Origin of the sequence: Devosia aquimaris, assembly GCF_020169335.1 — a bacterium.
Classification (GTDB): Bacteria; Pseudomonadota; Alphaproteobacteria; order Rhizobiales; family Devosiaceae; genus Devosia; species Devosia aquimaris.
Map to the genome: position 1 here is coordinate 909,372 of NZ_JAIEZN010000002.1, position 21,213 is coordinate 930,584.

Annotated in this window: 18 protein-coding genes; 11 read left to right on the forward strand and 7 right to left on the reverse strand. The window is 63.9% G+C overall.

The window, feature by feature from the left end; translation table 11 throughout:
* The first annotated feature begins 4 nt into the window (after positions 1-4).
* Positions 5-2,254 carry a glycoside hydrolase family 95 protein gene (locus K1177_RS17215; protein WP_224705241.1) on the forward strand — a complete coding sequence of 750 codons (2,250 nt, stop codon included), beginning with the start codon at positions 5-7 and terminating at the stop codon, positions 2,252-2,254.
* 2 nt (positions 2,255-2,256) lie between these two features.
* On the opposite strand, the gene K1177_RS17220 is transcribed toward K1177_RS17215, so the two are convergent.
* On the reverse strand, positions 2,257-3,285 hold the full coding sequence (locus K1177_RS17220) for a LacI family DNA-binding transcriptional regulator (protein WP_224705243.1): 1,029 nt from the start codon (positions 3,283-3,285) through the stop codon (positions 2,257-2,259).
* Between the two features lie 118 nt (positions 3,286-3,403).
* Between K1177_RS17220 and K1177_RS17225 the strand changes: the two genes are divergently transcribed.
* From K1177_RS17225 to K1177_RS17250, 6 genes are all read left to right on the forward strand, one after another.
* A complete protein-coding gene (locus K1177_RS17225; RefSeq protein WP_224705244.1) occupies positions 3,404-4,363 on the forward strand; it encodes a glycoside hydrolase family protein in 960 nt (319 codons plus the stop codon).
* A complete protein-coding gene (locus K1177_RS17230) occupies positions 4,360-5,517 on the forward strand; it encodes a serine hydrolase domain-containing protein (RefSeq protein ID WP_224705246.1) in 1,158 nt (385 codons plus the stop codon). Before K1177_RS17225 ends, K1177_RS17230 begins: the two co-directional genes overlap by 4 nt.
* Positions 5,518-5,625: 108 nt before the next feature.
* Positions 5,626-6,927, forward strand: coding sequence for an ABC transporter substrate-binding protein (locus K1177_RS17235; RefSeq protein WP_224705248.1), 1,302 nt, complete (start codon positions 5,626-5,628; stop codon positions 6,925-6,927).
* A gap of 195 nt (positions 6,928-7,122) precedes the next feature.
* A complete protein-coding gene (locus tag K1177_RS17240) occupies positions 7,123-8,058 on the forward strand; it encodes a carbohydrate ABC transporter permease (protein ID WP_224705250.1) in 936 nt (311 codons plus the stop codon).
* On the forward strand, positions 8,055-8,879 hold the full coding sequence (locus K1177_RS17245; RefSeq protein WP_224705252.1) for a carbohydrate ABC transporter permease: 825 nt from the start codon (positions 8,055-8,057) through the stop codon (positions 8,877-8,879). The genes K1177_RS17240 and K1177_RS17245 overlap by 4 nt, the downstream gene beginning before the upstream one ends.
* 14 nt (positions 8,880-8,893) lie before the next feature.
* A complete protein-coding gene (locus K1177_RS17250; RefSeq protein WP_224705254.1) occupies positions 8,894-9,979 on the forward strand; it encodes an ABC transporter ATP-binding protein in 1,086 nt (361 codons plus the stop codon).
* Between the two features lie 49 nt (positions 9,980-10,028).
* Here K1177_RS17250 and K1177_RS17255 read toward each other — a convergent pair whose 3' ends face one another.
* The 5 genes from K1177_RS17255 to K1177_RS17275 form a co-directional block, all read right to left on the reverse strand.
* A complete protein-coding gene (locus K1177_RS17255; protein WP_224705256.1) occupies positions 10,029-11,912 on the reverse strand; it encodes an autotransporter outer membrane beta-barrel domain-containing protein in 1,884 nt (627 codons plus the stop codon).
* Positions 11,913-12,582: 670 nt separating this feature from the next.
* Complete coding sequence (locus K1177_RS17260) at positions 12,583-12,834, reverse strand: hypothetical protein (RefSeq protein ID WP_224705258.1); 252 nt, start codon at positions 12,832-12,834, stop codon at positions 12,583-12,585.
* A gap of 8 nt (positions 12,835-12,842) precedes the next feature.
* Positions 12,843-13,127 carry a hypothetical protein gene (locus K1177_RS17265; protein WP_224705266.1) on the reverse strand — a complete coding sequence of 95 codons (285 nt, stop codon included), beginning with the start codon at positions 13,125-13,127 and terminating at the stop codon, positions 12,843-12,845.
* Between the two features lie 110 nt (positions 13,128-13,237).
* Entirely contained in the window at positions 13,238-13,444 is a 207-nt protein-coding gene (locus K1177_RS17270; RefSeq protein WP_137150051.1) for a cold-shock protein, read from the reverse strand.
* 276 nt (positions 13,445-13,720) lie between these two features.
* Positions 13,721-14,800 (reverse strand): ABC transporter ATP-binding protein, encoded by a 1,080-nt coding sequence (locus tag K1177_RS17275; RefSeq protein ID WP_224705267.1) that lies wholly within the window; start codon positions 14,798-14,800, stop codon positions 13,721-13,723.
* 372 nt (positions 14,801-15,172) lie between these two features.
* Here K1177_RS17275 and K1177_RS17280 point away from each other — a divergent pair, with 372 nt between their 5' ends.
* From K1177_RS17280 to K1177_RS17295, 4 genes are all read left to right on the forward strand, one after another.
* Complete coding sequence (locus K1177_RS17280; protein WP_224705268.1) at positions 15,173-16,429, forward strand: extracellular solute-binding protein; 1,257 nt, start codon at positions 15,173-15,175, stop codon at positions 16,427-16,429.
* A 69-nt stretch (positions 16,430-16,498) separates the two neighbouring features.
* Positions 16,499-17,431 (forward strand): carbohydrate ABC transporter permease, encoded by a 933-nt coding sequence (locus K1177_RS17285; RefSeq protein ID WP_224705269.1) that lies wholly within the window; start codon positions 16,499-16,501, stop codon positions 17,429-17,431.
* Positions 17,431-18,273 carry a carbohydrate ABC transporter permease gene (locus tag K1177_RS17290; RefSeq protein WP_224705270.1) on the forward strand — a complete coding sequence of 281 codons (843 nt, stop codon included), beginning with the start codon at positions 17,431-17,433 and terminating at the stop codon, positions 18,271-18,273. The genes K1177_RS17285 and K1177_RS17290 overlap by 1 nt, the downstream gene beginning before the upstream one ends.
* 71 nt (positions 18,274-18,344) lie before the next feature.
* Positions 18,345-19,334 (forward strand): oxidoreductase, encoded by a 990-nt coding sequence (locus K1177_RS17295; protein ID WP_224705271.1) that lies wholly within the window; start codon positions 18,345-18,347, stop codon positions 19,332-19,334.
* Here the strand turns inward: K1177_RS17295 and K1177_RS17300 are convergent.
* Positions 19,331-21,205, reverse strand: coding sequence for an ABC transporter ATP-binding protein (locus K1177_RS17300; RefSeq protein ID WP_224705273.1), 1,875 nt, complete (start codon positions 21,203-21,205; stop codon positions 19,331-19,333). The two genes, K1177_RS17295 and K1177_RS17300, sit on opposite strands and share 4 nt — an antisense overlap.
* Positions 21,206-21,213: the final 8 nt, after the last annotated feature.

Below are 21,213 nucleotides of genomic sequence, written 5' to 3' on the forward strand. Positions count from 1 at the left end.
CTGCATGACCAACACGACACTATGGTACCGGTCCCCCGCCGTGGAGTGGACCCAGGCCCTGCCATTGGGCAATGGCCGTCTGGGCGGCATGCTGCATGGCGGCGTGGGGCGTGAGGAAATCCAGCTCAACGAATCCACCCTGTGGTCCGGCGGGCCCTATCAGCCCACCAATGCCGAGGCCCTGCCCAATCTGGCGGCGGTCCGTGAGCTGATCTTTGCCGGCCGGTATGCCGAGGCGCAGGCGCTGGCCAACCAGCATCTGCTGGCCAAGCCGCATATGCAGATGAGCTATCAGCCGGCGGGCAATCTGTTTGTCGAATTCATCCACGAGCCCGTACCGGACAGCTATCGGCGTGAACTCGATCTGACCACGGCCATCGCCACCACGAGCTACCGCTTGCTGGGTACCGGCATCAGCGATGATGCCGCGACGTTTACCCGCGAGTGCTTCATTTCCAGCGTGGACGACGTTCTGGTGCTGCGGCTCGAAAGTTCGCGGCCCGGCGCCCTGTCCTTCGAAGTCTGGCTCGACAGCCCGCAACCAGGCGACATCCAGCCCGGCGATGCCGCCACGCTCGACTATCGCGGCACCAATTTCGACAAGCATGGCATCAAGGGTCAGCTCCGTTTCGGAATCGGGCTCGACATGCGTCTCGAGGGCGGCTCGGCCGAGCGGCGCGGGCGCCGACTTGTGGTGCGCGGCGCGACTGCTGCCGTCTTTGTGCTCGATATTGCCACCTCGTTCCGCCGCTTCGACAATGTCTCGGGCGATCCAGAGGCGCTATTGGCGGCGCGGCGCAAAGCCGTGGCCGGCAAGAGCTATGCGCAGCTGCGCGCCGACCATGTGGCGGCGCATCAGGCGCAGTTTGAACGCCTCGCCATCGACCTTGGCCCTGGCCGCCAGGACCTGCCGACCGATGAGCGCATCGCCCGCTTTGCCGATGGCGAGGACCCGGCACTGGCCGCGCTCTATGTGCAATATGGCCGCTACCTCATGCTGGCCTCCAGCCAACCCGGTACGCAGCCAACGACGCTGCAGGGCATCTGGAACAAGGAAACCCGGCCACCCTGGGGCAGCAAATACACTGCCAATATCAATATCCAGATGAACTACTGGCTGCCCGATCCGGCCAACCTGGGCGAATGCGTCGAGCCCCTGTTGGCCATGGTCGAGGACCTCACCATCACCGGCGCCGAAATGGCGCGCCAGCACTATGGCGCGCGCGGCTGGGTGCTGCATCACAACACTGACCTCTGGCGTGCCACGGGGCCCGTGGATGGGGCGCAATGGGGGCTTTGGCCGAGCGGCGGCGCCTGGTTCTGCGCCCAGCTCTGGGACCATGCCGTCTATGCCGGCCGACCCGAGGCGCTGGTGCGTCGCCTGCTGCCGGTGATTGCGGGCAGCGTGCGCTTCTTCCTCGATACGCTGCAACCGCTGCCGGGAACGGATCTCCTGGTTACCGTGCCCTCGATCTCGCCGGAAAACCTGCATCCCCATGGGGCCGCAGTCTGTGCCGGGCCGACCATGGACAACCAGATCCTGCGCGATCTGTTCGATGCCTATCTGGCGGCGGCAGAGCAGCTGGGCAGCGACGACCCGATGCAGGCCGACGTCCGCGCCGCGCGCGCCCGGCTCCCGGAGCACCGCATTGGCAAGCAGGGGCAGTTGCAGGAATGGCTGGAGGATTGGGACATGGATGTCCCCGAAATCCACCACCGCCACGTGTCGCATCTATATGGGCTCTATCCGAGCCTGCAGATCGATCCCGATGGCACGCCGGACCTGGCTGAGGCGGCGCGCAAATCGCTCGAAATCCGCGGCGATGACGCCACCGGCTGGGGCATCGGCTGGCGCATCAACCTCTGGGCGCGGCTGCGCCAGGGCAGCCATGCCCATGATGTGCTTGCGCTTCTGCTCAGCCCGTCACGCAGCTATCCCAATCTGTTCGATGCCCATCCGCCGTTCCAGATCGATGGCAATTTCGGTGGCGCCGCCGGCATTCTCGAAATGCTGGTGCAGTCTACCGCGGAAAAGGTGCTGCTGCTGCCGGCGCTGCCGCCGCAATGGCCCATGGGCAAGCTTCGCGGCGTCCGGGCCCGCGGTGGGCTCGAGCTTGACCTGCAATGGACAAGCAGGGGCCCCACACAGGTTCGCCTGCGCTCCGTCAATCAGCGGAGCATCGTGCTGGAGTGCCGCGGCGCCACCCAGACGGTGACGCTTGCGGCGGGTGAAACGGTTGAATTGGTATTCTGAGCCTAGCCGGGCTGCGCTGGCTCGTGCAGCGAGCCACGCAGCACCACCGGCATGGTAATGAGCTCTTCCTGGGCAGTCTTGCCGTCGAGCAGCATCTGCACCGCACGCCGCCCCATGGCCTCGTGCGGCAGGCTGATGGTGGTCAGGCCCGGACGGAGATAGGAGGCCAGCTCGTCATTGTCGAACGAGACCAGCGAGACATCGTCGGGGATGCGCAGCCCCGCCTCGCCCAGCGCCTGATAGGCGCCGAAGGCGAGCCGGTCATTCAGGCACAGCATGGCCTTTGGCCGCCGCCGGCGCAGCAGCGCCTTGGTGAGGTCATAGCCATGATTGGGTTCCCAGTTCCAGCAACTGAGCTCGGCGGCAAAGTCCAGCCCGTGCTCGGCCATGGCGTCGCGGATGCCGGCAAGCCGCCGCGAGATCGAATGCGACCGAAAGAGCCCCTTCTCATCGGCCGGATTGTGTCCGAGCAGGACAATGTCCTCTGTGACCCCAGTCTGCGCCAGCAGGCGCACCGCCGTGCGGCCGCCCTCATATTCATCGGGCAGTACGGCCGCAGGAAAGCGCGCGCTGGTGCCGTTGAGCATGACCACGGGCACATTGCCCGAGAGCGGCGGCACAAAGACCTCGCGCGCCCGCATGGCGGCAAAGATCAGCCCGTCGACCTGGCGGTCCAGCGCCGCCTCGACCGCCTGCAGCTCGCGCGCCGGCTCGCCCCCGGTTTCGAGCAGCAGCATCACGTGCTTGGCCTCTTCCGCGGCGGCCAGGGCGCCGCGGATCAACCCGCTGGCAAAGCGGGTGGTGGCGACATAGTCCGAAATGAAGGCAATCGAGCGCGACCGATCGGTGCGCAAAGCGCGGGCTGCGACATTGGGGCGATAACCCAGGCTTGTGGCGGCCGCGTGCACCTTGGCATGGGCTTCCGCCGAAAGGCGCGTATCATGCTTGCCAGTCAGGATCATCGAGGCTGCCGTAGGCGACAGGCCGGCCAGGCGTGCCACGTCCGCCAGTGTTACGCGCTTCTTCTGCAAGCGTTGTTGCCCCTCATCCCCAAGCCACCCTTGTGCCGCACTGGATAGCTACGCTGCCGATGCTTGACAACCTTTGCGCGACACGGCAATTGCTAAATGGTTTTAGCAGGGGATGACGATGGGATTCAATCTGCCCGATCACTGGGTGTGGGATTTCTGGCTGGCCGACGATGGCGACCAGTATCACCTGTTCTATCTGCACGCGCCCAAGTCGCTCGGCAATCCCGACCTGCGCCATCGCAATGCCCGCATCGGCCACGCGACCTCGTCTGACCTGCGGAGCTGGAGCAACCACGGCCAGGCCTTCGACGCCGGCGCGCCCGGCAGCTTTGACGGCAGCGCCACCTGGACCGGCAGCGTGGTCCGCGGCCCCGACGGGCAGTGGCGCATGTTCTATACCGGCTCGCGCTTCCTCTATCCCGACCAGCTCGCCAATATCGAGACGGTGGGTCTGGCCACCTCTCCGGACCTGTTCACCTGGACCAAACAGCCGGGCCCCATCGTCACCGCCGATGCCAGTCTCTATGAAACCCTGGGCACCTCGAGCTGGCCGGAAGAATGCTGGCGCGACCCCTGGGTGTTCTTCCAGCCAACAGACCAGCAATGGCACATGCTGATGACGGCGCGCGCCAAGACCGGCACCGAGCCCGATCGCGGCGTGCTGGGCCATGTGACCTCGCCCGACCTCAAGACCTGGACGCAGCAGCCCGCGCTGAGCGAGCCGGGCGCCGGCTTTGCCCATCTTGAAGTGTTCCAGCTCGTCGAGATCGACGGGCGCAACCAGCTCATCTTCTGCTGCGATACGGCCAAGCTGGTCGGCCCGCGCGCCGGCCAGACCGGCGGCGTCTGGTCGCTGCCGGTGGGCCACATGCCCGGCGCGGTCGATTTCAGCAAGGCACGCCTGCTGGTAGATGAATCTCTTTACGCTGGGCGTATCGCCATTGATCGCGCCGGTACGCCCTGGTTGCTCGCCTTTCACAACCAGCGCCCCGGCGAAGCGTTCCAGGGCGGCATCAGCGACCCCATTGCCCTGGTCACCGGCGCCGACGGCTATCTGATTGCGGAGCGCGGCCTATGAGCATTGTCGTCAACGGCATCGTTGCCCCCGGTTTCGAGCCGGTCGCCCGGGCCTTCGAGCAGGCTTTTGACGGTCGCCCCGCCATGGGCGCGGCCCTGCATGTGCGTCAGCACGGCGAGACCATCGTCAATCTCTGGGCCGGCGTCGCCGATGCGCGCGACGACCGCGCCTGGACCGAGCGCACGCCTTCGGTGATTTTTTCCTGCACCAAGGGGCTGGTCTCCATCCTGGCCGCGCGGCTGGTCGAGGAGGGACGCCTCGACTACGCCGCGCCGGTGGCGCGCTACTGGCCCGAATTCGCCGTCGCCGGCAAGGACCGGGTGACGGTCGGCCAGGCGCTGGCGCATCAGGCGGGCCTGTCGGCGACACGCGCCGACCTGAGCGAGGACGACATCGTCGACTGGGACCGCGTCGTCGCCATTCTGGCCGCGCAGGAACCGCTATGGCCCCTGGGCACAGGCTACGCCTACCACGCCATCACCCATGGCTGGGTGGCTGGCGAAATCATCCGCCGTGTCACCGGACAGTCCGTGGGAACCTACTTCCGCGAACTGATCACGGCGCCATTGGGCGTGGACGCCTGGATCGGCCTGCCCGAGGCCAAGGCGGACAGCTGCGCCCATCTCGAAGTCAGCCCGCCGCTGATCCAGCTCTGGGCCGATGAGGCCGCCAAGCCGGCGCCCAACTGGCCCTACAAGGCCATGACGCTGGGCAGCGCCTTGCCCGCAGACCTTGTGACCGACGAGGGTGGCTTCAACAGCCAGCGCATCCGGGCGGCCGAGATCCCCGGCGCTGGTGGCGTCGCTTCGGCGCGGGCGCTGGCGACCATCTGGTCGGCGACTGTGGCCCCCACCCAGGGCGTCCGCCTGCTGGGCGATGACGTGATTGCCAAGGCAACGCAGACCCAGAGCCAGGGCGCCCCGGTGTTTGGCGGCGAGCCGCCATTTTCGCGCTGGGGCTTTGGCTTCCAGCTTGATTCCGAAGCGCGGCGCTATCTCGGCGAGGGCTGCTTCGGACATGACGGCGCAGGCGGGCAGGTCGGCTTTGCCGATCCCCAGCGCCGGATCGGTTTCGGCTTTGTCACCAACTGGATGATGGGGCCGGAAGACACGCGGGCAACGCAGATTATCGACGCGCTGCGCCCGCTGGTCTAGTCACCGCGCGGGGACAAAGGGCTCTATTGACAGAGCCCGGTGTCCATGCGCTAAATCCATTTAGCAGGCGGAAACATCCGCTGCACATTGACCCTGGAGGAGGTTGTCGTGAGAGCCCATTCTCGCCATGCGCTTCGCATTGCCCTGTCCCTGACCGTTGCATCCACGGCTGGCGTCGCCCTGGCCGCACCGAGCTGTGGCACGGACCCTGTCGTGCTCAATTCCTATTTCGAAACCGGCTTCCCGCTGCCCAGCAAGCTGGCCGAGGAATTCACCAAGCAGTTCCCCAATGTCACCTTCGACATCAAGGAAGACCAGTTCGCCAATATGATGGAGAACTCGCCGCGCATCCTGTCGGAAGCCAATGCGCCCGACCTGGTGCGTCTGCCGTCGCTGACCGACCTCGTTGCCAACGACCTGCTGCTCAACCTCGATGGCTATTTCACCGAATTCGGCTGGGACAAGTTCCCCGCTGGCCAGCTGGTGCAGCTGCGCGTTGAGCCCGGCGGGCGCCCGCGCGGCACCGGCTCGCTCTATGCCATGGGCCTGAACTATTCCATGACCGGCGTGTTCTATAACAAGGAACTGGCTGCCGAGCTGGGCATGACCGAGCCCCCCAAGACCGTTGCCGAACTCGATGCCCTTCTGGCCAAGGCCAAGGAAGCCGGCATGCAGCCGATCATGCAGTGGAACAAGGGCACGGCAGGCCTGGCCTTCCCGCTGCAGAACCTGATGGGCGCCTATGGTGCGCCTGAGCCGATCAACGACTGGATCTTCCAGAAGGACGGCGCCACCATCAATACGCCGGAAAACCTCAAGGCTGCCGAGCATCTCGATGGCTGGATCAAGGCCGGCTATTTCCCCTCTGACGCCAATGCCATTGAATACTTCCAGATGATGAGCCGCTTCATCGGTGGCGAGGGCGTGTTCATGTTCAACGGCGACTGGGAATCGGGCAATCTCGACACCAATGCCGCCGGCAAGTTCGGCTTCTTCATCATGCCGACCGCTGAAGAGGGTGGCCGCCACGCCACCATGTCCGCCCCGCTGACCTTCGGCATTTCGGCCAATGCCGCCCATGCCGACTGCGCCGCCTTCTTCCTGAACTGGGTGGCCACCAATGAGGAAGCCCGCAAGATCAACGTCGCCGTGGGTGGCTCCAACCCCGGTGGTCCGGCAGACCTGGCCATCCCGGCTGTGACGCCCGGATCGGTGACCGAAGCCTCGCTGGCCGCTGGCCAGACCCTGGCCCAGGATAACGGCGCCATGGACTTCATCGCCAATGCCACCGGCGCCATCTTTGCCGCCGGCTGGACACCTGAACTGCAGAAAATGGTTGGCGACCAGCAGACGCCCGCGGGCCTGCTCGAAGCTGTCCAGGAGGAATACGAGACTCAGCTGTCGCGCTAAGGCTGGTTGCGTAAGGCCTGCCCAGGCTCTATCGCCCTCCTACCCCAAGGGGAGGGCTGGCAAGCGGGTCTTTCGGGAAACTAACCCGAAGGCCCGTCCCGACCCCACCCCGTGTGGGGCGGGACGCCCGCAAGCCCGGACAGGCCCACAAGCCAAGCGACTGTATCCTCCAAGCCTGATCGGCCGGAATGACCCATGAGTGAAAACACAGTGTCCGCTCCGGACGTCAGCCAAACCGCCCTGCGCCGCCCCTCCTCCAGCGGGCGGCGCAAGGCGCGCCTGATTGCCTGGGCCTTCGTTGCCCCCGCGGCCATAGCCTATGCCGCCTTCGTGCTCGTGCCGCTGTGCATGAGCGTCTATTACTCGTTCCTGCGCTGGGACGGCATCGGCAAGGCCCGCTTCCACGGCCTGACCAATTACATCACCGTGCTCACCGATTCCGATCTGCTGCAGATCATCGGCAATGCCTTCCAGCTGGTCATCTATTTCTCCCTGATCCCGGTGGCGCTTGGCCTGGCCGTGGCCTCGGCCATCCGCAGCCACATGGCCGGCCGCTTTGGCACCATGACGCGCACCGTTTTGTTCCTGCCCCAGGTTATCCCCCTGGTGGCCGCCGGCATTGCCTGGAGCTGGATGTTCGCCTCCTCGGGCCTGGTCAACCAGACGCTCAAGGCCATTGGCCTCAGTGACTGGGCACGCGGCTGGCTGGGCGACTTCGTCTGGGCCCTGCCGGCCGTCGGCATGATCGGCGCCTGGGTCCAGCTGGGTCTGTGCACCATGCTGCTGGTGACTGGCATCACCAAGATCGACCCAAGCCTCTATGAAGCTGCGCGCCTCGATGGCGCCCGCGCCTGGCATGAGTTCCGCTACATCACCCTGCCCGGACTGCGCCAGGAGATCGGCGTCTGCATCACCGTCACTGTGATCGCCGCGCTGGCCAGCTTCGACATCGTCTACATCTCCACCCAGGGCGGTCCGGGCATCACCACCACCGTGCCGGGGCTTGAGATCTATCGTCTGGCCTTTGCCCATCGGCAGGTGGGCCTCGCCTCCGCGCTGGCCATCGTGCTGATGCTGCTGGTGCTGATCTCCATCGCGCCCGTGCAGTGGCTGACCCGGGACAAGAAATGAAGACCGCAACGCCCAATACCCTGCTGGCCCGCGGGTTGATCATCCTGTTGATGGTGGTGACGCTGCTGCCGTTCCTGAGCATGCTTTCGGCCGCGCTGGCGCCGCAAGGCACCTATCCCAACGGTCTGCAATGGCCCGAGGATCCGCAATGGGGCAACTTCATCAGGGCGTTTGAAGTCGCCAAGATGGACCAGTTGCTGCTCTCGAGCGTGCTGATCGTGCTGGGCGTGGTGCCGATCTCCGTGGCGATTGCCACCATGGCCGGCTATGGCCTCGCCAAGCTCACCAGCGCCAAATACAAATGGGTCTATCTGGTCTTTGTCTTCGGCCTGACACTGCCCTTTGAGGCTGTCATCACCCCGCTCTACTACGAAGTGCGGGCGCTTGGTCTGCTCAACACCCGCTTTGCGATCATCCTGCCGCTGATCGGGCTTTACATGCCCTTTGGCGTCTATTGGATGCGCGCCCATTTCCTCAATGTGCCGCAGGATCTCACCGAAGCCGCTCAGCTCGACGGCGCCACGCGCTGGAAGGAATTCCTGCTCGTGCAGGTGCCGCTGGCGCGCCCGGCCATCATGTCGCTGTCGATCCTGCTGTTCCTGTGGACCTGGAACCAGTTCCTGCTGCCGGTCGTCCTGGTGCAGGACCCCATGCAGCGCACCATGGCCGGCGCCCTGGGCGCCTTCCAGGGGCAATGGGGCACCGATATCCCGCTGCTCTGTGCTGGGTCGCTGTTGATCCTGGCGCCGACCATTCTGCTTTTCCTCATCTTCCAGCGCCAGTTCGTCGCTGCCCTCATGCAGGGCGCGGTGAAGGGCTAAACCGGAGACTTCCCATGGCGGGCCTGACCCTGCGATCCGTGATCAAGAACTATGGCGAGGTACCCGTCATCAAAGGCGTGGACCTCGATATTGCCCATGGTGAGTTCGTCGTCTTCGTCGGCCCCTCGGGCTGCGGCAAGTCCACGCTCCTGCGCATGATTGCGGGGCTGGAGGACATCACCGGCGGCGAGGTCAAGATCGGCGACCGCGTGGTCAATGACGTCGAGCCGCGCGACCGCGGCGTCGCCATGGTGTTCCAGAGCTATGCGCTCTATCCCCACATGACCGTCTACGACAATGTCGGTTTCGGGCTCAAGTTGGCCGGAACGCCCAAGGATGTGCGCGACAAGAAGATCCGCGATGCTGCCAAGGTGCTGCAGATGGAGCATCTGCTCGATCGCCGCCCGGCCCAGCTCTCGGGCGGCCAGCGTCAGCGCGTCGCCATTGGCCGCGCCATTGTACGCCAGCCCGACGTGTTCCTGTTCGATGAGCCGCTGAGCAACCTTGATGCCGCGCTGCGCGTCGACATGCGCATGGAGCTGGCGCGGCTGCATCACGACCTCAACGCCACCATGATCTATGTCACCCATGACCAGGTTGAGGCCATGACGCTGGCTGACAAGATCGTGGTCCTCAATGGCGGCGTGGTGCAGCAGGTTGGCTCTCCGCTCGACCTGTACAACACCCCGGCCAATCTCTTCGTTGCCGGCTTCATCGGCTCCCCGCGCATGAACCTGATTTCCGGCAGCGTTGCCGAAGTCACGCCCGAGCGGCTGCGCATCGTCTCGGGGCCGTCCTCCTTCTGGCTGGAAGCGCGCGGTCATGGCCTGGCCCCTGGCGCCGAGATCACCCTTGGCATTCGCCCCCATGCGCTGTCCGTCGATCCCAGCGGGACCCTGGCAGGCAAGGTGCAACTAGTCGAACAGCTGGGCAATGAAACCGTGATCCGCGTTCTGCTGGCCGTTGGCACCGAAGTCACCGCCGTGCTGGCCGGCCAGGGCGTCCATGCTGTTGGCGGGCCGATTGCTCTGGGATTTGATGCCGCCGCGGTGCACCTGTTCGGCGCCGATGGCAACCGCATCGCCCTCAGCGGCGACTGAAGCATCGAACGACCACGGCCGCGCAGGGCGGCCGTGGCCAACAGGTCGATCAGGCGATGAGCATGTCATCGCCCATGTTGGTGCCGAAATCGGCTGAGGCCAGCACATGGCCATTCAGCGTGCCGAATGCGATGAGAGCGCCGCCAACGGCTCCGGACATGATGGCCATGTCCTTGGTAGAGCCGTTGACGAACAGCAGGTCTGAGGCGCCGTCGCCGTCATAATCGCCGATGCTGCGCAGGGTGGTATTGGAGGGGGCAAAGCCAACGTTGACATTGGCGCCCGTATCGCCATCGAGATAGCTCATCCAGCCGCTGCTGCGGGCAAACAGCATGTCCGCGGCGCCGTCATCATTGAAATCGCCAACGCCGAGCAAGCTCTGACCCGTGCGATAGCCCAGGTTCACATTGGCCCCGGTGGCGCCTTCGGCATAGCTCATCCAGCCGCTCGAGGTGCTGCGGAACAGCAGATCGTCCTTGCCATCGCCGTCGAAGTCGCCGATCGCCAGCAGGTCCTGCCCGGAACGGAAGCCGACGTTCACATTGGCAAAGCTGCCGCCCTGAACAAAGGACAGCCAGCCGCTGCCGCTGCGGAACAGCATGTCATCCATGCCGTCGCCGTTGAAATCGCCTACGCCCACCAGCGTCTGGCCGGTGCGATAGCCCAGGTTCATGCCGGTGGTGGCGCCTTCCAGCAGGGAGTACCACCCCGAAGCGTCGGTGCGGAACAGCAGGTCATCCTTGCCATTGCCGTTGAAGTCGCCGACAGCCAGCAGGGTCTGGCCATTGCGGAAGCCGATATTGGTGTTCACCCCTTCAGAATCGAGGCGCCCGTACCAGCCGCTGGCCGTGCGATAGAGCACGTCATCGGTGAAATCGGCCGAAAAATTGCCGATGGCCACCTTGCTGAGCACGCCGACGCTGCCTAGCGTATCGACCGCGGCCACGCCGCCATCCATTTCCTGGCTGCGCAGGGCGCCATTGCTGGTGTTGAGCAGCAGCAGGTCATCGCCCGCCCATTGGCCCAGATTGACGTTTTCCTCCAGCGCAATCACCGTGTTCCCGAGTACGAGGAACTCAATGCCGCTGAAGCTATCGACGTCCCCCGTCATCAGATTGGTGATCTGACCGGCAGCATACTGCACGGAGAAATTCGACATCGACTCTGAATAGCGCAGATAGTCCAGGCCCTTGCCCATATCGACGGTGTCGTTGCCTGCACCGGGATTGAACTCGCTCCACTTGTCGTTGCCGATCAAGACATCATCGTGGATTGTGCCGACGACAACATCGATTCCCACCACAGTGTCCGTGTCGCCATAGGTATCGACAATGGTTCCGGTCGCCAGATTGGCCACAATGCCATTGGTGCCGCTTTCGGAGGCGTAGTAGGCGACATCAAGTGCTTCACCTGCGTCGCTGCCGATGAAATGGTCATTGCCACCCAGGCCGATATAGATGTTCTGACCCCAGCGTCCGGTCAGTTCGTCGTCATACATGCTGCCGACAAGAACGTCGTTGCCGTCGGGCGCCGAATAGCTGACGCCGCCGGTCGCCGAGTTGGCGTAGAAATCAACGTCAAAGCTCTGAATGAATTGGTTGAACAGCGTGAAATCGCCAGCCGATGCCTGTTGCAGTGCCGGTAACATGGACGAGAAGAGTATTGGCTCACTCAGCGATGCGGAGACAACGGCCTGATTGTTCTGCACCACATAGATGGTCGCCACATTGCCGTCCGGCATGCCGCCGGGACCTGAAGGCGCATAGTTCAGAACACGGACGGCTAGGGCTAGCCCCTGCGCATTGTTGAAGTAGATGTAGCCTTCGCCCCCGGTCGTACCGCTGGTGCTGGAATAGCTCAGCCCGGCCAGTACGGCGTCGACGATGTCGCTGGTGTCGCCGCCAATGGACTGTACGATAGTCATTCTGCTCATGTGGTCCCCCTGGCCATGACTAGAAATCACGCGGCCACAAACAACTGTTGTTGGTCAGCCTGACCAGTAACGTTGCCCGGTAATTGGCTCACGTCAACAATAGTTTGTTAACCATCGGATATGCGCAGCCGGAAGAGTGCCCGATCAAGGCGGGGGGAAGGGGGCGCCCGCAGCGTCTATTCGCCGGCCTCGTAATAGGTCCGGGCGAAACGCTCGATAGTAGGACTGGTCTGCTGTTGCACCAAGGCGCGCAGCACCACGTTTTCGGGGGGTGGAAGCTTGGCCTCTCGCCTCTGCCGCCGCAGCAACGACCACAACTTTCGCAACATAGTCTTCTCCGCCTGCAGATCCATTTTTGCAGACGATCTGGCGATGGGCAAGGGAAGCAAGACTATAGATCAGTATAGTTTGACAGTTGACTGAGCCTAAGTCGTTGATTGAAAATCATGAATCAAATCGACATGCAGTCGGGACTCGCGTTGATTCACGGAATATCATCCGAATCGGCATCAATAGACTCACCGGAATCCATGGCGTCGCAGAAGAATTGGGGCGCCGCCGCGATGACTGTGCTGACAACGGAATCCGGATACGAAACTGCCGGCCCCGAGGGGCCGGCAGATGCATATTGGTGGCAGGTCGGAAGGCAGGCCGATTGGCCCGACGAGCGTCAGGCGTCGGCCTGGTTTCGCGCAAGCGGATAGGCCGCGTCGGCATAGAGCTTGCGGATGTCGTCGCCATCGAAGCGCGCTTCGTTGACTTCGAGCACCGTGCCGGCGAGCCCGGCCTCAGGCAGCTCTTCCATGCAGAAGCGGATAGCCTCGGCGGCCTTGGGAAAGCGCCGGTACTGCGTCTGCTGTGACTTGGCATAACGGCGGCTGGGAAACAGCTCGGCGCTGGCGTTGTAGTTGAAGGCTGTCATGTCAGCTCCTATGCGGCATGGGCCCGAAGGCGGGCCGGGGACGGCTTGTGCAGCTTCTTGCGGGGCAACGGATAGTCCGGGCTGCGATAAAGCCAGATCATCTCGTCTTTGCGGAAACGCTGCCCTGCGATCTGAAGGCTTGCGCCTTTGAGGCTGACCGGTGCGGCTTCTTCAAGCGCGAAACGGATGGCCTGGGCGGCGGTGCGGAAGGCCTTGGGGCCTTGGGCGGCGGCGGTATGCCAGTCGCTGCCGAGATAGAGCTCGGCGGGCGCCTGGAAATCAAACTGTGTCATTGTCTCTCTGTCGGTCCGTCCTGGGACGGGACCATTCTGTGTTGGGGCCTCGACCGCATTGGCGGGAGGCGGCGGGGGTGGCGGCTGGCGTCACCCCGGCCTGGATAAGCCTAGAGCAGCGTCAGATTGGTGGCCGAGAGCTTGCCGTCGCGGCCAGTCTCGAGCTCGTAGGAAACCTTGTCGCCTTCATACAGGCCATTCAGGCCCGAACGCTCGACGGCGGAAATGTGGACGAATGCGTCCTTGTCACCGCCCTCGGGCGAGATGAAGCCGAAGCCCTTGGTGGTATTGAAGAATTTTACGGTGCCGTTGATCATGGCTGAAGTCTTTCCTTGGCGGACGCGTCATCGGCTTGGCCAATGGCGTCGCTTTCCGTCCAGCACCATGCTGGTCGGATCTAACACGCTCGCAAAAATCAGGAAGAAGCCAGAAATCCGGTAACCCGGCGATCGGACAGCTATCATGCGCTGAAACGTATGACGTCTATATAGGCTGTCCCACCGACAATAACAAGGCTTGGCCCCAAGGCGGGCCCAAGGGGCGACCGCAGCGCAGCGAAAGCGCAGCGGCCGCAAAGGGTTGAGTTTGACTGCCTAGAGCCGCTGGCCGGCCGTGTCGAAGGCCAGGCAGGCCGCCGGATCGATGCCGATGGTGATCGCCGAGCCCGCCGGAATGCGCGAATGGCCCTTCTGCTGGATGGTGATCTTGGCGTCGTTGCGGCCGGTGGCATAGACATAGGACACCCCGCCCAATTGCTCGACCACCTGGGCCGTTGCCGTCAGGCTGGTTGTGGTGTCATCAACGAAATGCTCGGGGCGAATGCCGATGGTGACGCTGTCGCCTGGCTTGGCCGCGCTGCCGCGCAGGCGCACCGCAATGGCGCTGCCGTCAAAGTCCTGTGCCTTTACCTGGGCTGTCTGCCCGGCGATGCTCTCGATGGTGCCGGAGAGGAAATTCATGCGCGGCGAGCCGATGAAGCCAGCCACAAACAGATTGTCCGGTTCGTCATAGAGCTCGATGGGGCTGCCCTGCTGCTCGATGCGGCCATCGCGCAGCACCACGATCTTGTCGGCCAGCGTCATGGCCTCGACCTGGTCATGGGTCACATAGACCATGGTGGCGCCCAGTTCCTGATGCAGCTTGGCAATCTCGATGCGCATCTGCACGCGCAGTTCGGCATCCAGGTTCGACAAGGGTTCGTCGAACAGGAAGGCCTTGGGCTGGCGCACGATGGCCCGGCCAATGGCCACGCGCTGGCGCTGCCCACCTGAGAGTTGGCGCGGCTTGCGATCCATCAGCGGTGCCAACTCAAGCACGCGGGCCGCGTCTGCAACGCGGGCGGCCACCTGGTCCTTGGGCATGCCGCCCATGCGCAGGCCAAAGCCCAGGTTCTGCTCCACGGTCATGTGTGGATAGAGCGCATAGCTCTGGAACACCATGGCCACGCCGCGCTCGGACGGGTCGAATTCGGTGACATCCTCGCCGCCGATCAGCACGCTGCCGGCGCTGGGCTCCTCAAGGCCCGAAATGGTGCGCAGGAGCGTAGACTTGCCGCAGCCCGAAGGCCCAACGAACACAACGAACGAGCCGTCCGGAATGTCCAGATTGATATCGTGCAGCACCGGCACGACGCCGAAGCTCTTGGATATGCCGCGCAGTTTGAGCTCAGCCATGACGTTCAGATCCTCCTCGTTTCGGCATGGGCACGGTCTCCGCCGCTGTCCACCCCGCCATGCCGATAGGGGCATGGTCAAAGCTATTTAGTTGGTCATCGGTATTTAAACGCAAGCCCTCAATCCGGCCCGTCGCGCCATCTCGCCTCCGAAATTGTAGCAAACAATTGCGGTAACACAAGATTTCCACAGAGCAGGTTCGGTCAGGCTTGCTGACCATTCGCTGAGGCACGTGCCTCTTGTATATCTTTTACGGAATGCGTAAAAAGTATCAAGCGGGGATTGTGCCAGAGGACGCATGGCCCCCGCGACAGCCGGGAAGGACCGTTCAAGGCGCCTCGGGAGCTGTCGAGAGGACATGAGGAGAATCCAATGAAGCGTTTTGCGCTCGCCGCAATGCTGGGGCTGGCCGCCATCCTGCCGGCCCAGGCCCAGACCGTTGTCAAACATCTGCACATCACGTCCATCCCGGCCGAGGTGGAACTGATGAACAGCATCGCTGCCGATTTCATGGCGGCCAATCCCGACATCAAGGTGGAACTGCCGTTCCTGGAAAACGAGGCCTTCAAGGCCAAGTTGACCACCCTGCTGCAATCGGCCGACGCGCCGGACGTGTTCCACTCCTGGGGTGGCGGCGTGTTCTACGAGCAGGCCGCAGCCGGCGTGCTGCGTCCGATCGAGGACGTGCTGAGCGATGAAGCCAAGGCCAATGTCGGCACCGCCGGCGTGTCCGCCTTCACCGCACCGGACGGTCACATGTATGGCGTCGCCCGCGACGTCAGCGAAGTGGTGCTGTGGTACAACAAGACCCTGTTCGAACAGGCTGGTGTCGACCCCGCCAGCATGGCCACCTGGGATGGTTTCCTGGCCGGCGTGCAGAAGTTCAAGGATGCCGGCATCACCCCGATCGCCATCGGCGCCAAGGACAAGTGGCCGGCCCACTTCTGGTGGTCCAAGCTCGTTGTTCGCCTGGCCGGCAAGGACGGCTTTGAAGCCGCTGCCCGCGGCGAAGGCGATGGCTTTGCCGGCGAGGACTTCGTCAAGGCTGGCGAGTACTTCCTGCAGCTGTCCGAACTCGAGCCCTGGCAGGAAGGCTTCCTGGCAGCCAGCTATGGCGATGCCTCGGGCCTGTTTGGCGACGGCAAGGCCGCGATGCACCTGATGGGCGACTGGGACTACGGCGCCATGAAGGACAATTCGGCCGACAAGGACGGCATCCCTGATGACGAGCTGGGCATCCTGCCCTTCCCGACCATCGAGGGCGGCAAGGGCGACCCCACCGATACGCTGGGTGGCCTGGGCGGCGTGCTGTTCTCCAAGAACGCCTCCGACGCGGCCGTCAAGTGGATCGAGTTCTTCAACTCGACCGAGAACCAGGCCAAATATGCCAAGGACGCCTATTACATCCCGATCGCCAAGGGCGCGGCCGATGTGATGACCAACCCCTTCAAGGTGCAGATCGGCCAGAACATCTCGGGCGCCCATTGGCACGCTCTGTTCTTCGATCAGGCTCTTGGCCCCAATGTCGGCGGCGTCGTCAATGACGTCTCGGCTGAGCTGGCTGGCAATTCGATCAGCGCCGAGGAAGCCGCCGAAATGATCAAGGAAGCCGTGGACGACTCGCTCTAGGTCGCCGCGACACCAGTCGGCGGGCGTTCCCTTTCGCCCGCCGGCTGCCTATTGGGGAGTATTTTGGCCATGGCCAGCATTGCCACCGGCGCCGACCTGGGCGTCGCCACACGATCACGCAAACGCCGCCTCATCGAGCGCAACAGCCTTCCGGCCCTGCTGCTCTTCCTGCCGCCCGCGCTGATCCTGTTCACCCTGTTTGTCGTGCTGCCCATGGTGGATGCGGCGACGTTCTCGTTCTTTGACTGGAACGGCTACGGCCCCATCACCGACTTCGTCGGCTTCGAGAATTATGCCGATGTGCTGACCCATCGCAATTTCGGCACCGCCGTGCGCAACAGCCTGATCGTGGTGGCTGTGTCGCTGGTTGTGCAGCTGCCGCTGGCCATGTGGTGCGCCATCGCGCTCTCCGAGCGCGGCGTGCATATCAACGTGCTGCGCACGCTGTTCTTTCTGCCCTTCATGCTGGCCGAAGTGGCCGCCGGCCTGATCTGGAACTTCGTCTATGACGGCAACTATGGCCTCTTGCCCGCTATTGGCGATGCCATCGGCGTCGACATGCCCTTCGTTCTCGGCGACAAATTCTGGGTCATCCCGGCCATCATGCTGGTGATCACCTGGAAGTATTTCGGCTTCCACATGATGATCTTCATCGCCGGGCTGCAGTCCATCCCGTCCGAGGTGATCGAGGCGGCACGGCTGGACGGCGTCAAGCGCTGGCAGATCGTGCGCCACATCAAGATCCCCATGATCCGCTCGGCCATCGTCATCTCGGTGTTCTTCGCCATCACCGGCGCGCTGCAGCTGTTCGACCTGATCATCCCGCTGTCCAATGGCGGGCCCAGCCACTCCAGCCACACCATCGTCACCTTCCTCTACCAGTTCGGCATCCTGCGCATGAAACTGGGCTTTGGCGGTGCGATCAGCGTGATCCTGTTCATCGCCTGCGTGATCGTGGCGCTGGCCTATCGTCGCATTCTCTTCAAGGTGGAGCAGAACTGATGGCCACTACATCAAGAAAACGCCAGTCCACCACCACGCCCATCCAGTGGCTGACCCTTTTGGTCGTGGCGCTGTTCGTCATCGTGCCCTTCTACACCACGGCGCTGGGCGGCTTCAAAGAGATCGGCGAACTGCGCGTCAATCCTTTCGGCCTGCCCGCCAGCTGGGACCCGGTGCGCTTTGTCGAGATCATGGGTGGGCCGCGCTACTTCGCCTCGCTGGGCAATTCTCTGCTGATCGCCGGCGGCACCGTGTTGCTGTCGACCCTGGTGGCCTCCATGACCGCCTTTGCCCTGGCCCATATCAAGTTCTTCGGGGGTAAGTTCATCCTGGGCTATCTCATGCTGGGCCTGCTGTTCCCCTCGGCCACCGGCATTCTGCCGCTGTTCATCAAGATGCGCGACCTGGGCATGCTCGACAGCCACTGGGGCATCATCGTGGTGCAGGTGGCATTCAGCGTGTCCTTCTCGGTGCTGCTGTTCCACAATTTCTTCAAGGAGCTGCCCAAGGAACTGATCGACGCCGCGCGCATGGACAACTGCGGCTACATCAAGATCTATTGGTACATCACCCTGCCGCTCAGCCTGCCCATTATCGCGACAGTCGGCGTGTTCAACTTCGTGGGCAGCTGGAACAGCTTCCTTTTGCCGCTGATCGTGCTGAATTCGGAGGCCAAGTATACCTGGCCGCTCGGCATCATGCAGTTCAAGGGCCAGTACGGCTCGGACTGGCCGCGCATCCTGGCCTTCCTCACGCTATCCATCCTGCCGGCCATCGGCTTTTTCCTCCTGGCCCAGCGCTACATCATCTCCGGCCTCACCGGCGGGGCGGTGAAGGGCTAGCCAGACGGTTGGAAAGCGCGCCGGTTCGGGGCACACTCCCGTCCAAAGCAAGATGGACGGGAGGATGCTTCATGACATTTCGCGCGCTGGTGACCCATCGCGATGCTGACGGCAAGGTCAGCTCGGCGGTCGAGACGCTGGACGATGATCGCCTGCCCAATGGCAATGTGACCGTCGACATCGCCTGGGCCGGACTCAACTACAAGGATGGGCTCTGCGTGACGGGCGCCGGCGGGCTGGTGCGCAATTACCCCCATGTCTGCGGCATCGATCTTGCCGGCACAGTGCGCGACAGCGCTGACCCGCGCTATACGGCCGGCCAGCCCGTGGTGTTGACCGGCTGGCGCGTCGGCGAAACCCACTGGGGCGGCTTTGCCGAACGCGCGCGTGTCGATGCCGACTGGCTGGTGCCGCTGCCGGAGGGGCTGAGCCTGCGTGACACCATGATCGTGGGCACCGCGGGGCTTACCGCCATGCTTGCCATCAATGCGCTCGAAGCCCATGGCGTGGCGCCAGCCTCTGGCGAGGTGCTGGTGACCGGCGCCGCTGGTGGTGTCGGCTCCATCGCCACGGCCATGCTGGCCAAGCTCGGCTACACTGTGGTGGCGCTGTCGGGGCGGCCACAGCAGGCCGATGCGCTCAAGGCACTGGGCGCCACCAGCGTGCTCGACCGCGGTGAGTTCCTCGCCCAGCCCGACAAGCCGCTGGAGTCGGCGCGCTGGGCCGGTGTCGTCGACTGCGTCGGCGGGCCGGTATTGGGCAAGCTCCTGCGCCAGGTCAGATATGGTGGCGCCGTCGCGGCCCTGGGCAATGCCGGCGGCATCGGCCTTGAGACCAATGTGCTGCCCTTCATCCTGCGCGGCGTAACCCTGATCGGCATCGACAGCGTCATGCAACCGTTTGCGGCGCGCGTTGCCGCCTGGGAGCGGCTGGCGGGGCTCTTCGATGTTGCCGCCTATGGCAACATGGTGCGCGAGATCGGGCTTGAGGACGTGCCGACTGCTGCCGCAGACATCCTGGCGGGGCAGGTCGCGGGGCGCACTTTGGTGCGCCCGCGCTAGCGATAGCCTGCGGCCTGCAGCTCGAAGAGTTCGGCATAGCGACCGCGCTGGGCCAGCAGTTCCTCGTGCGAGCCGGATTCCAGGATCCCGCCATGCTCGAGCACCAGGATGCGGTCAGCCATGCGCACGGTCGAGAAACGGTGCGAGATGATCACGGCCGTCTTGCCGGAGGCCAGGCTCTTGAAGCGGGCGAACACCTCTGCCTCGGCCTTGGCGTCGAGCGCGGCGGTGGGCTCGTCCAGGATGATCAGCCCGGCATCGCGCATATAGGCGCGGGCGATGGCCACCTTCTGCCACTCGCCGCCACTGAGGTCGCGCCCCTTGTTGAAGAGCCGTCCCAAGGGCTGGTCATAGCCCTTGGGCAATTTGGCAATGACGGCATCGGCAAGACTGCGCTCGGCGGCGTCGCCAATGCGCGCCATGTCATGCTGTTCATCGACACGGCCGACGCCGATATTCTCGCGCGCCGAGAGGCTGTAGCGGATGAAATCCTGAAAGATCACGCCGATATGGGCGTGGATATCGGCAACGGCGAAATCCTTGAGGTCGATGCCATCGATGGTGATGCGGCCCTCGTCGGGGTCATAAAGCCGGGTCAGCAGCTTGACGATCGTAGTCTTGCCCGCGCCATTCTCGCCCACCAGCGCCAGCGTTTCGCCGGCGGTGAGGGTAAAGCTCAGATGCCGCAGTGCCCAGCTGTCGGTGTCCGGATAGCGGAAGCCGACATCCTCGAACACGATGCCGTGGCGGATCGGCTCGGGGAAGGGGCGGGGCTGCGCCGGCGAGGTGATGTTGGGCGTGATCTCGAAGAACGAGAACAGATCATCGAGATACATCGACTGCCCGGCGATCTGGGTAAAGCCGAGGAGCAGCTTCTGGAACAATCCGTTGAGCCGCAGGAACGAGCCTGAGAGAAAGGCGAGATCGCCAATGGTGAAATCGCCGGTGATGGTGCGCCAGACGATAAAGCCATAGGCGCCATAATAGGTCAGCGTCGAAATGGCCGAGAACAGCGCACCCCAGAACGAGCGCTGCAGCGCAATGCGACGATTGTCCTGGAAGATGCGTTCAGCCAGCGTCTTGAAGCGGGTGATGAGGAAGTCGCCCAGGCCAAAGAGCTTGATCTCCTTGGCTGTCTCGGCGCTGGCGCCAACCTGGCGGATATACTCGAGTTCGCGCCGCTCCGGTGTGCGCCAGCGGCTGATCATATAGGCTAGCGTGTTGAAGCGCGCCTCGCCCCAGACAGCGGGCACAAAGCTCAGCGGCAGCAACAGGATCAGCCAGGGCGCATAGACGAACAGGCCCGCCGCCAGCGTTGCCACGGTGATGATGTCCTGCGCCTGGCCGAACATCTGGCTCAGGAGGGCATTGCGCCCCGCGGCCTGGCGCCGGGCGCGCTCCAGCCGGTCCTGGTATTCAGCCGATTCAAAATGGACGAGGTCGAGCCGCGCCGCATGGGCCATCAACTCCACGCTGACAGTATTGGAATGCAGCTCGGCCAACACCGAGTCGACCAGGCCGATGATGCGGTTAAGCAGATCCGATCCCAGCACCAGCGCCAGTTCGAGCCCCAACAGCAGCACGATGGTGGTGAGCGCGCCGCTGCCCCACCAGTCGGCAAACGTCGGGCCGGGGGCGGTGAGCCCGGTGAGCCGCACCACTTCGTCCACGATCAGCTTGCCGACATAGAGCATGGCGATCGGCTGCAGAGCCGCGACCAGGCGCAGGCCGATGCTGGCCGCGGTCAACGGCGCGCTGGTCCGCCAGATCTGCGCAATCAGCCGCCCCAGATGGCGGAGATTGTCCAGACGTTCGCGGAAACTGGGAGGCTTTTCGGCAGGGGGCGGACGGCGCCCGGGCAGGTCGGTCATGCCCCAAT

Bases quoted from the DNA above. Each gene is read 5' to 3' on its own strand.
- K1177_RS17215 (WP_224705241.1), top strand. From the start codon at position 5: ATGACCAACACGACACTATGGTACCGGTCCCCCGCCGTGGAGTGGACC.
- K1177_RS17225 (WP_224705244.1), top strand. From the start codon at position 3,404: ATGGGATTCAATCTGCCCGATCACTGGGTGTGGGATTTCTGGCTGGCC.
- K1177_RS17230 (WP_224705246.1), top strand. From the start codon at position 4,360: ATGAGCATTGTCGTCAACGGCATCGTTGCCCCCGGTTTCGAGCCGGTC.
- K1177_RS17240 (WP_224705250.1), top strand. From the start codon at position 7,123: ATGAGTGAAAACACAGTGTCCGCTCCGGACGTCAGCCAAACCGCCCTG.
- K1177_RS17245 (WP_224705252.1), top strand. From the start codon at position 8,055: ATGAAGACCGCAACGCCCAATACCCTGCTGGCCCGCGGGTTGATCATC.
- K1177_RS17250 (WP_224705254.1), top strand. From the start codon at position 8,894: ATGGCGGGCCTGACCCTGCGATCCGTGATCAAGAACTATGGCGAGGTA.
- K1177_RS17255 (WP_224705256.1), bottom strand. From the start codon at position 11,912: ATGAGCAGAATGACTATCGTACAGTCCATTGGCGGCGACACCAGCGAC.
- K1177_RS17260 (WP_224705258.1), bottom strand. From the start codon at position 12,834: ATGACAGCCTTCAACTACAACGCCAGCGCCGAGCTGTTTCCCAGCCGC.
- K1177_RS17265 (WP_224705266.1), bottom strand. From the start codon at position 13,127: ATGACACAGTTTGATTTCCAGGCGCCCGCCGAGCTCTATCTCGGCAGC.
- K1177_RS17270 (WP_137150051.1), bottom strand. From the start codon at position 13,444: ATGATCAACGGCACCGTAAAATTCTTCAATACCACCAAGGGCTTCGGC.
- K1177_RS17275 (WP_224705267.1), bottom strand. From the start codon at position 14,800: ATGGCTGAGCTCAAACTGCGCGGCATATCCAAGAGCTTCGGCGTCGTG.
- K1177_RS17280 (WP_224705268.1), top strand. From the start codon at position 15,173: ATGAAGCGTTTTGCGCTCGCCGCAATGCTGGGGCTGGCCGCCATCCTG.
- K1177_RS17285 (WP_224705269.1), top strand. From the start codon at position 16,499: ATGGCCAGCATTGCCACCGGCGCCGACCTGGGCGTCGCCACACGATCA.
- K1177_RS17290 (WP_224705270.1), top strand. From the start codon at position 17,431: ATGGCCACTACATCAAGAAAACGCCAGTCCACCACCACGCCCATCCAG.
- K1177_RS17295 (WP_224705271.1), top strand. From the start codon at position 18,345: ATGACATTTCGCGCGCTGGTGACCCATCGCGATGCTGACGGCAAGGTC.
- K1177_RS17300 (WP_224705273.1), bottom strand. From the start codon at position 21,205: ATGACCGACCTGCCCGGGCGCCGTCCGCCCCCTGCCGAAAAGCCTCCC.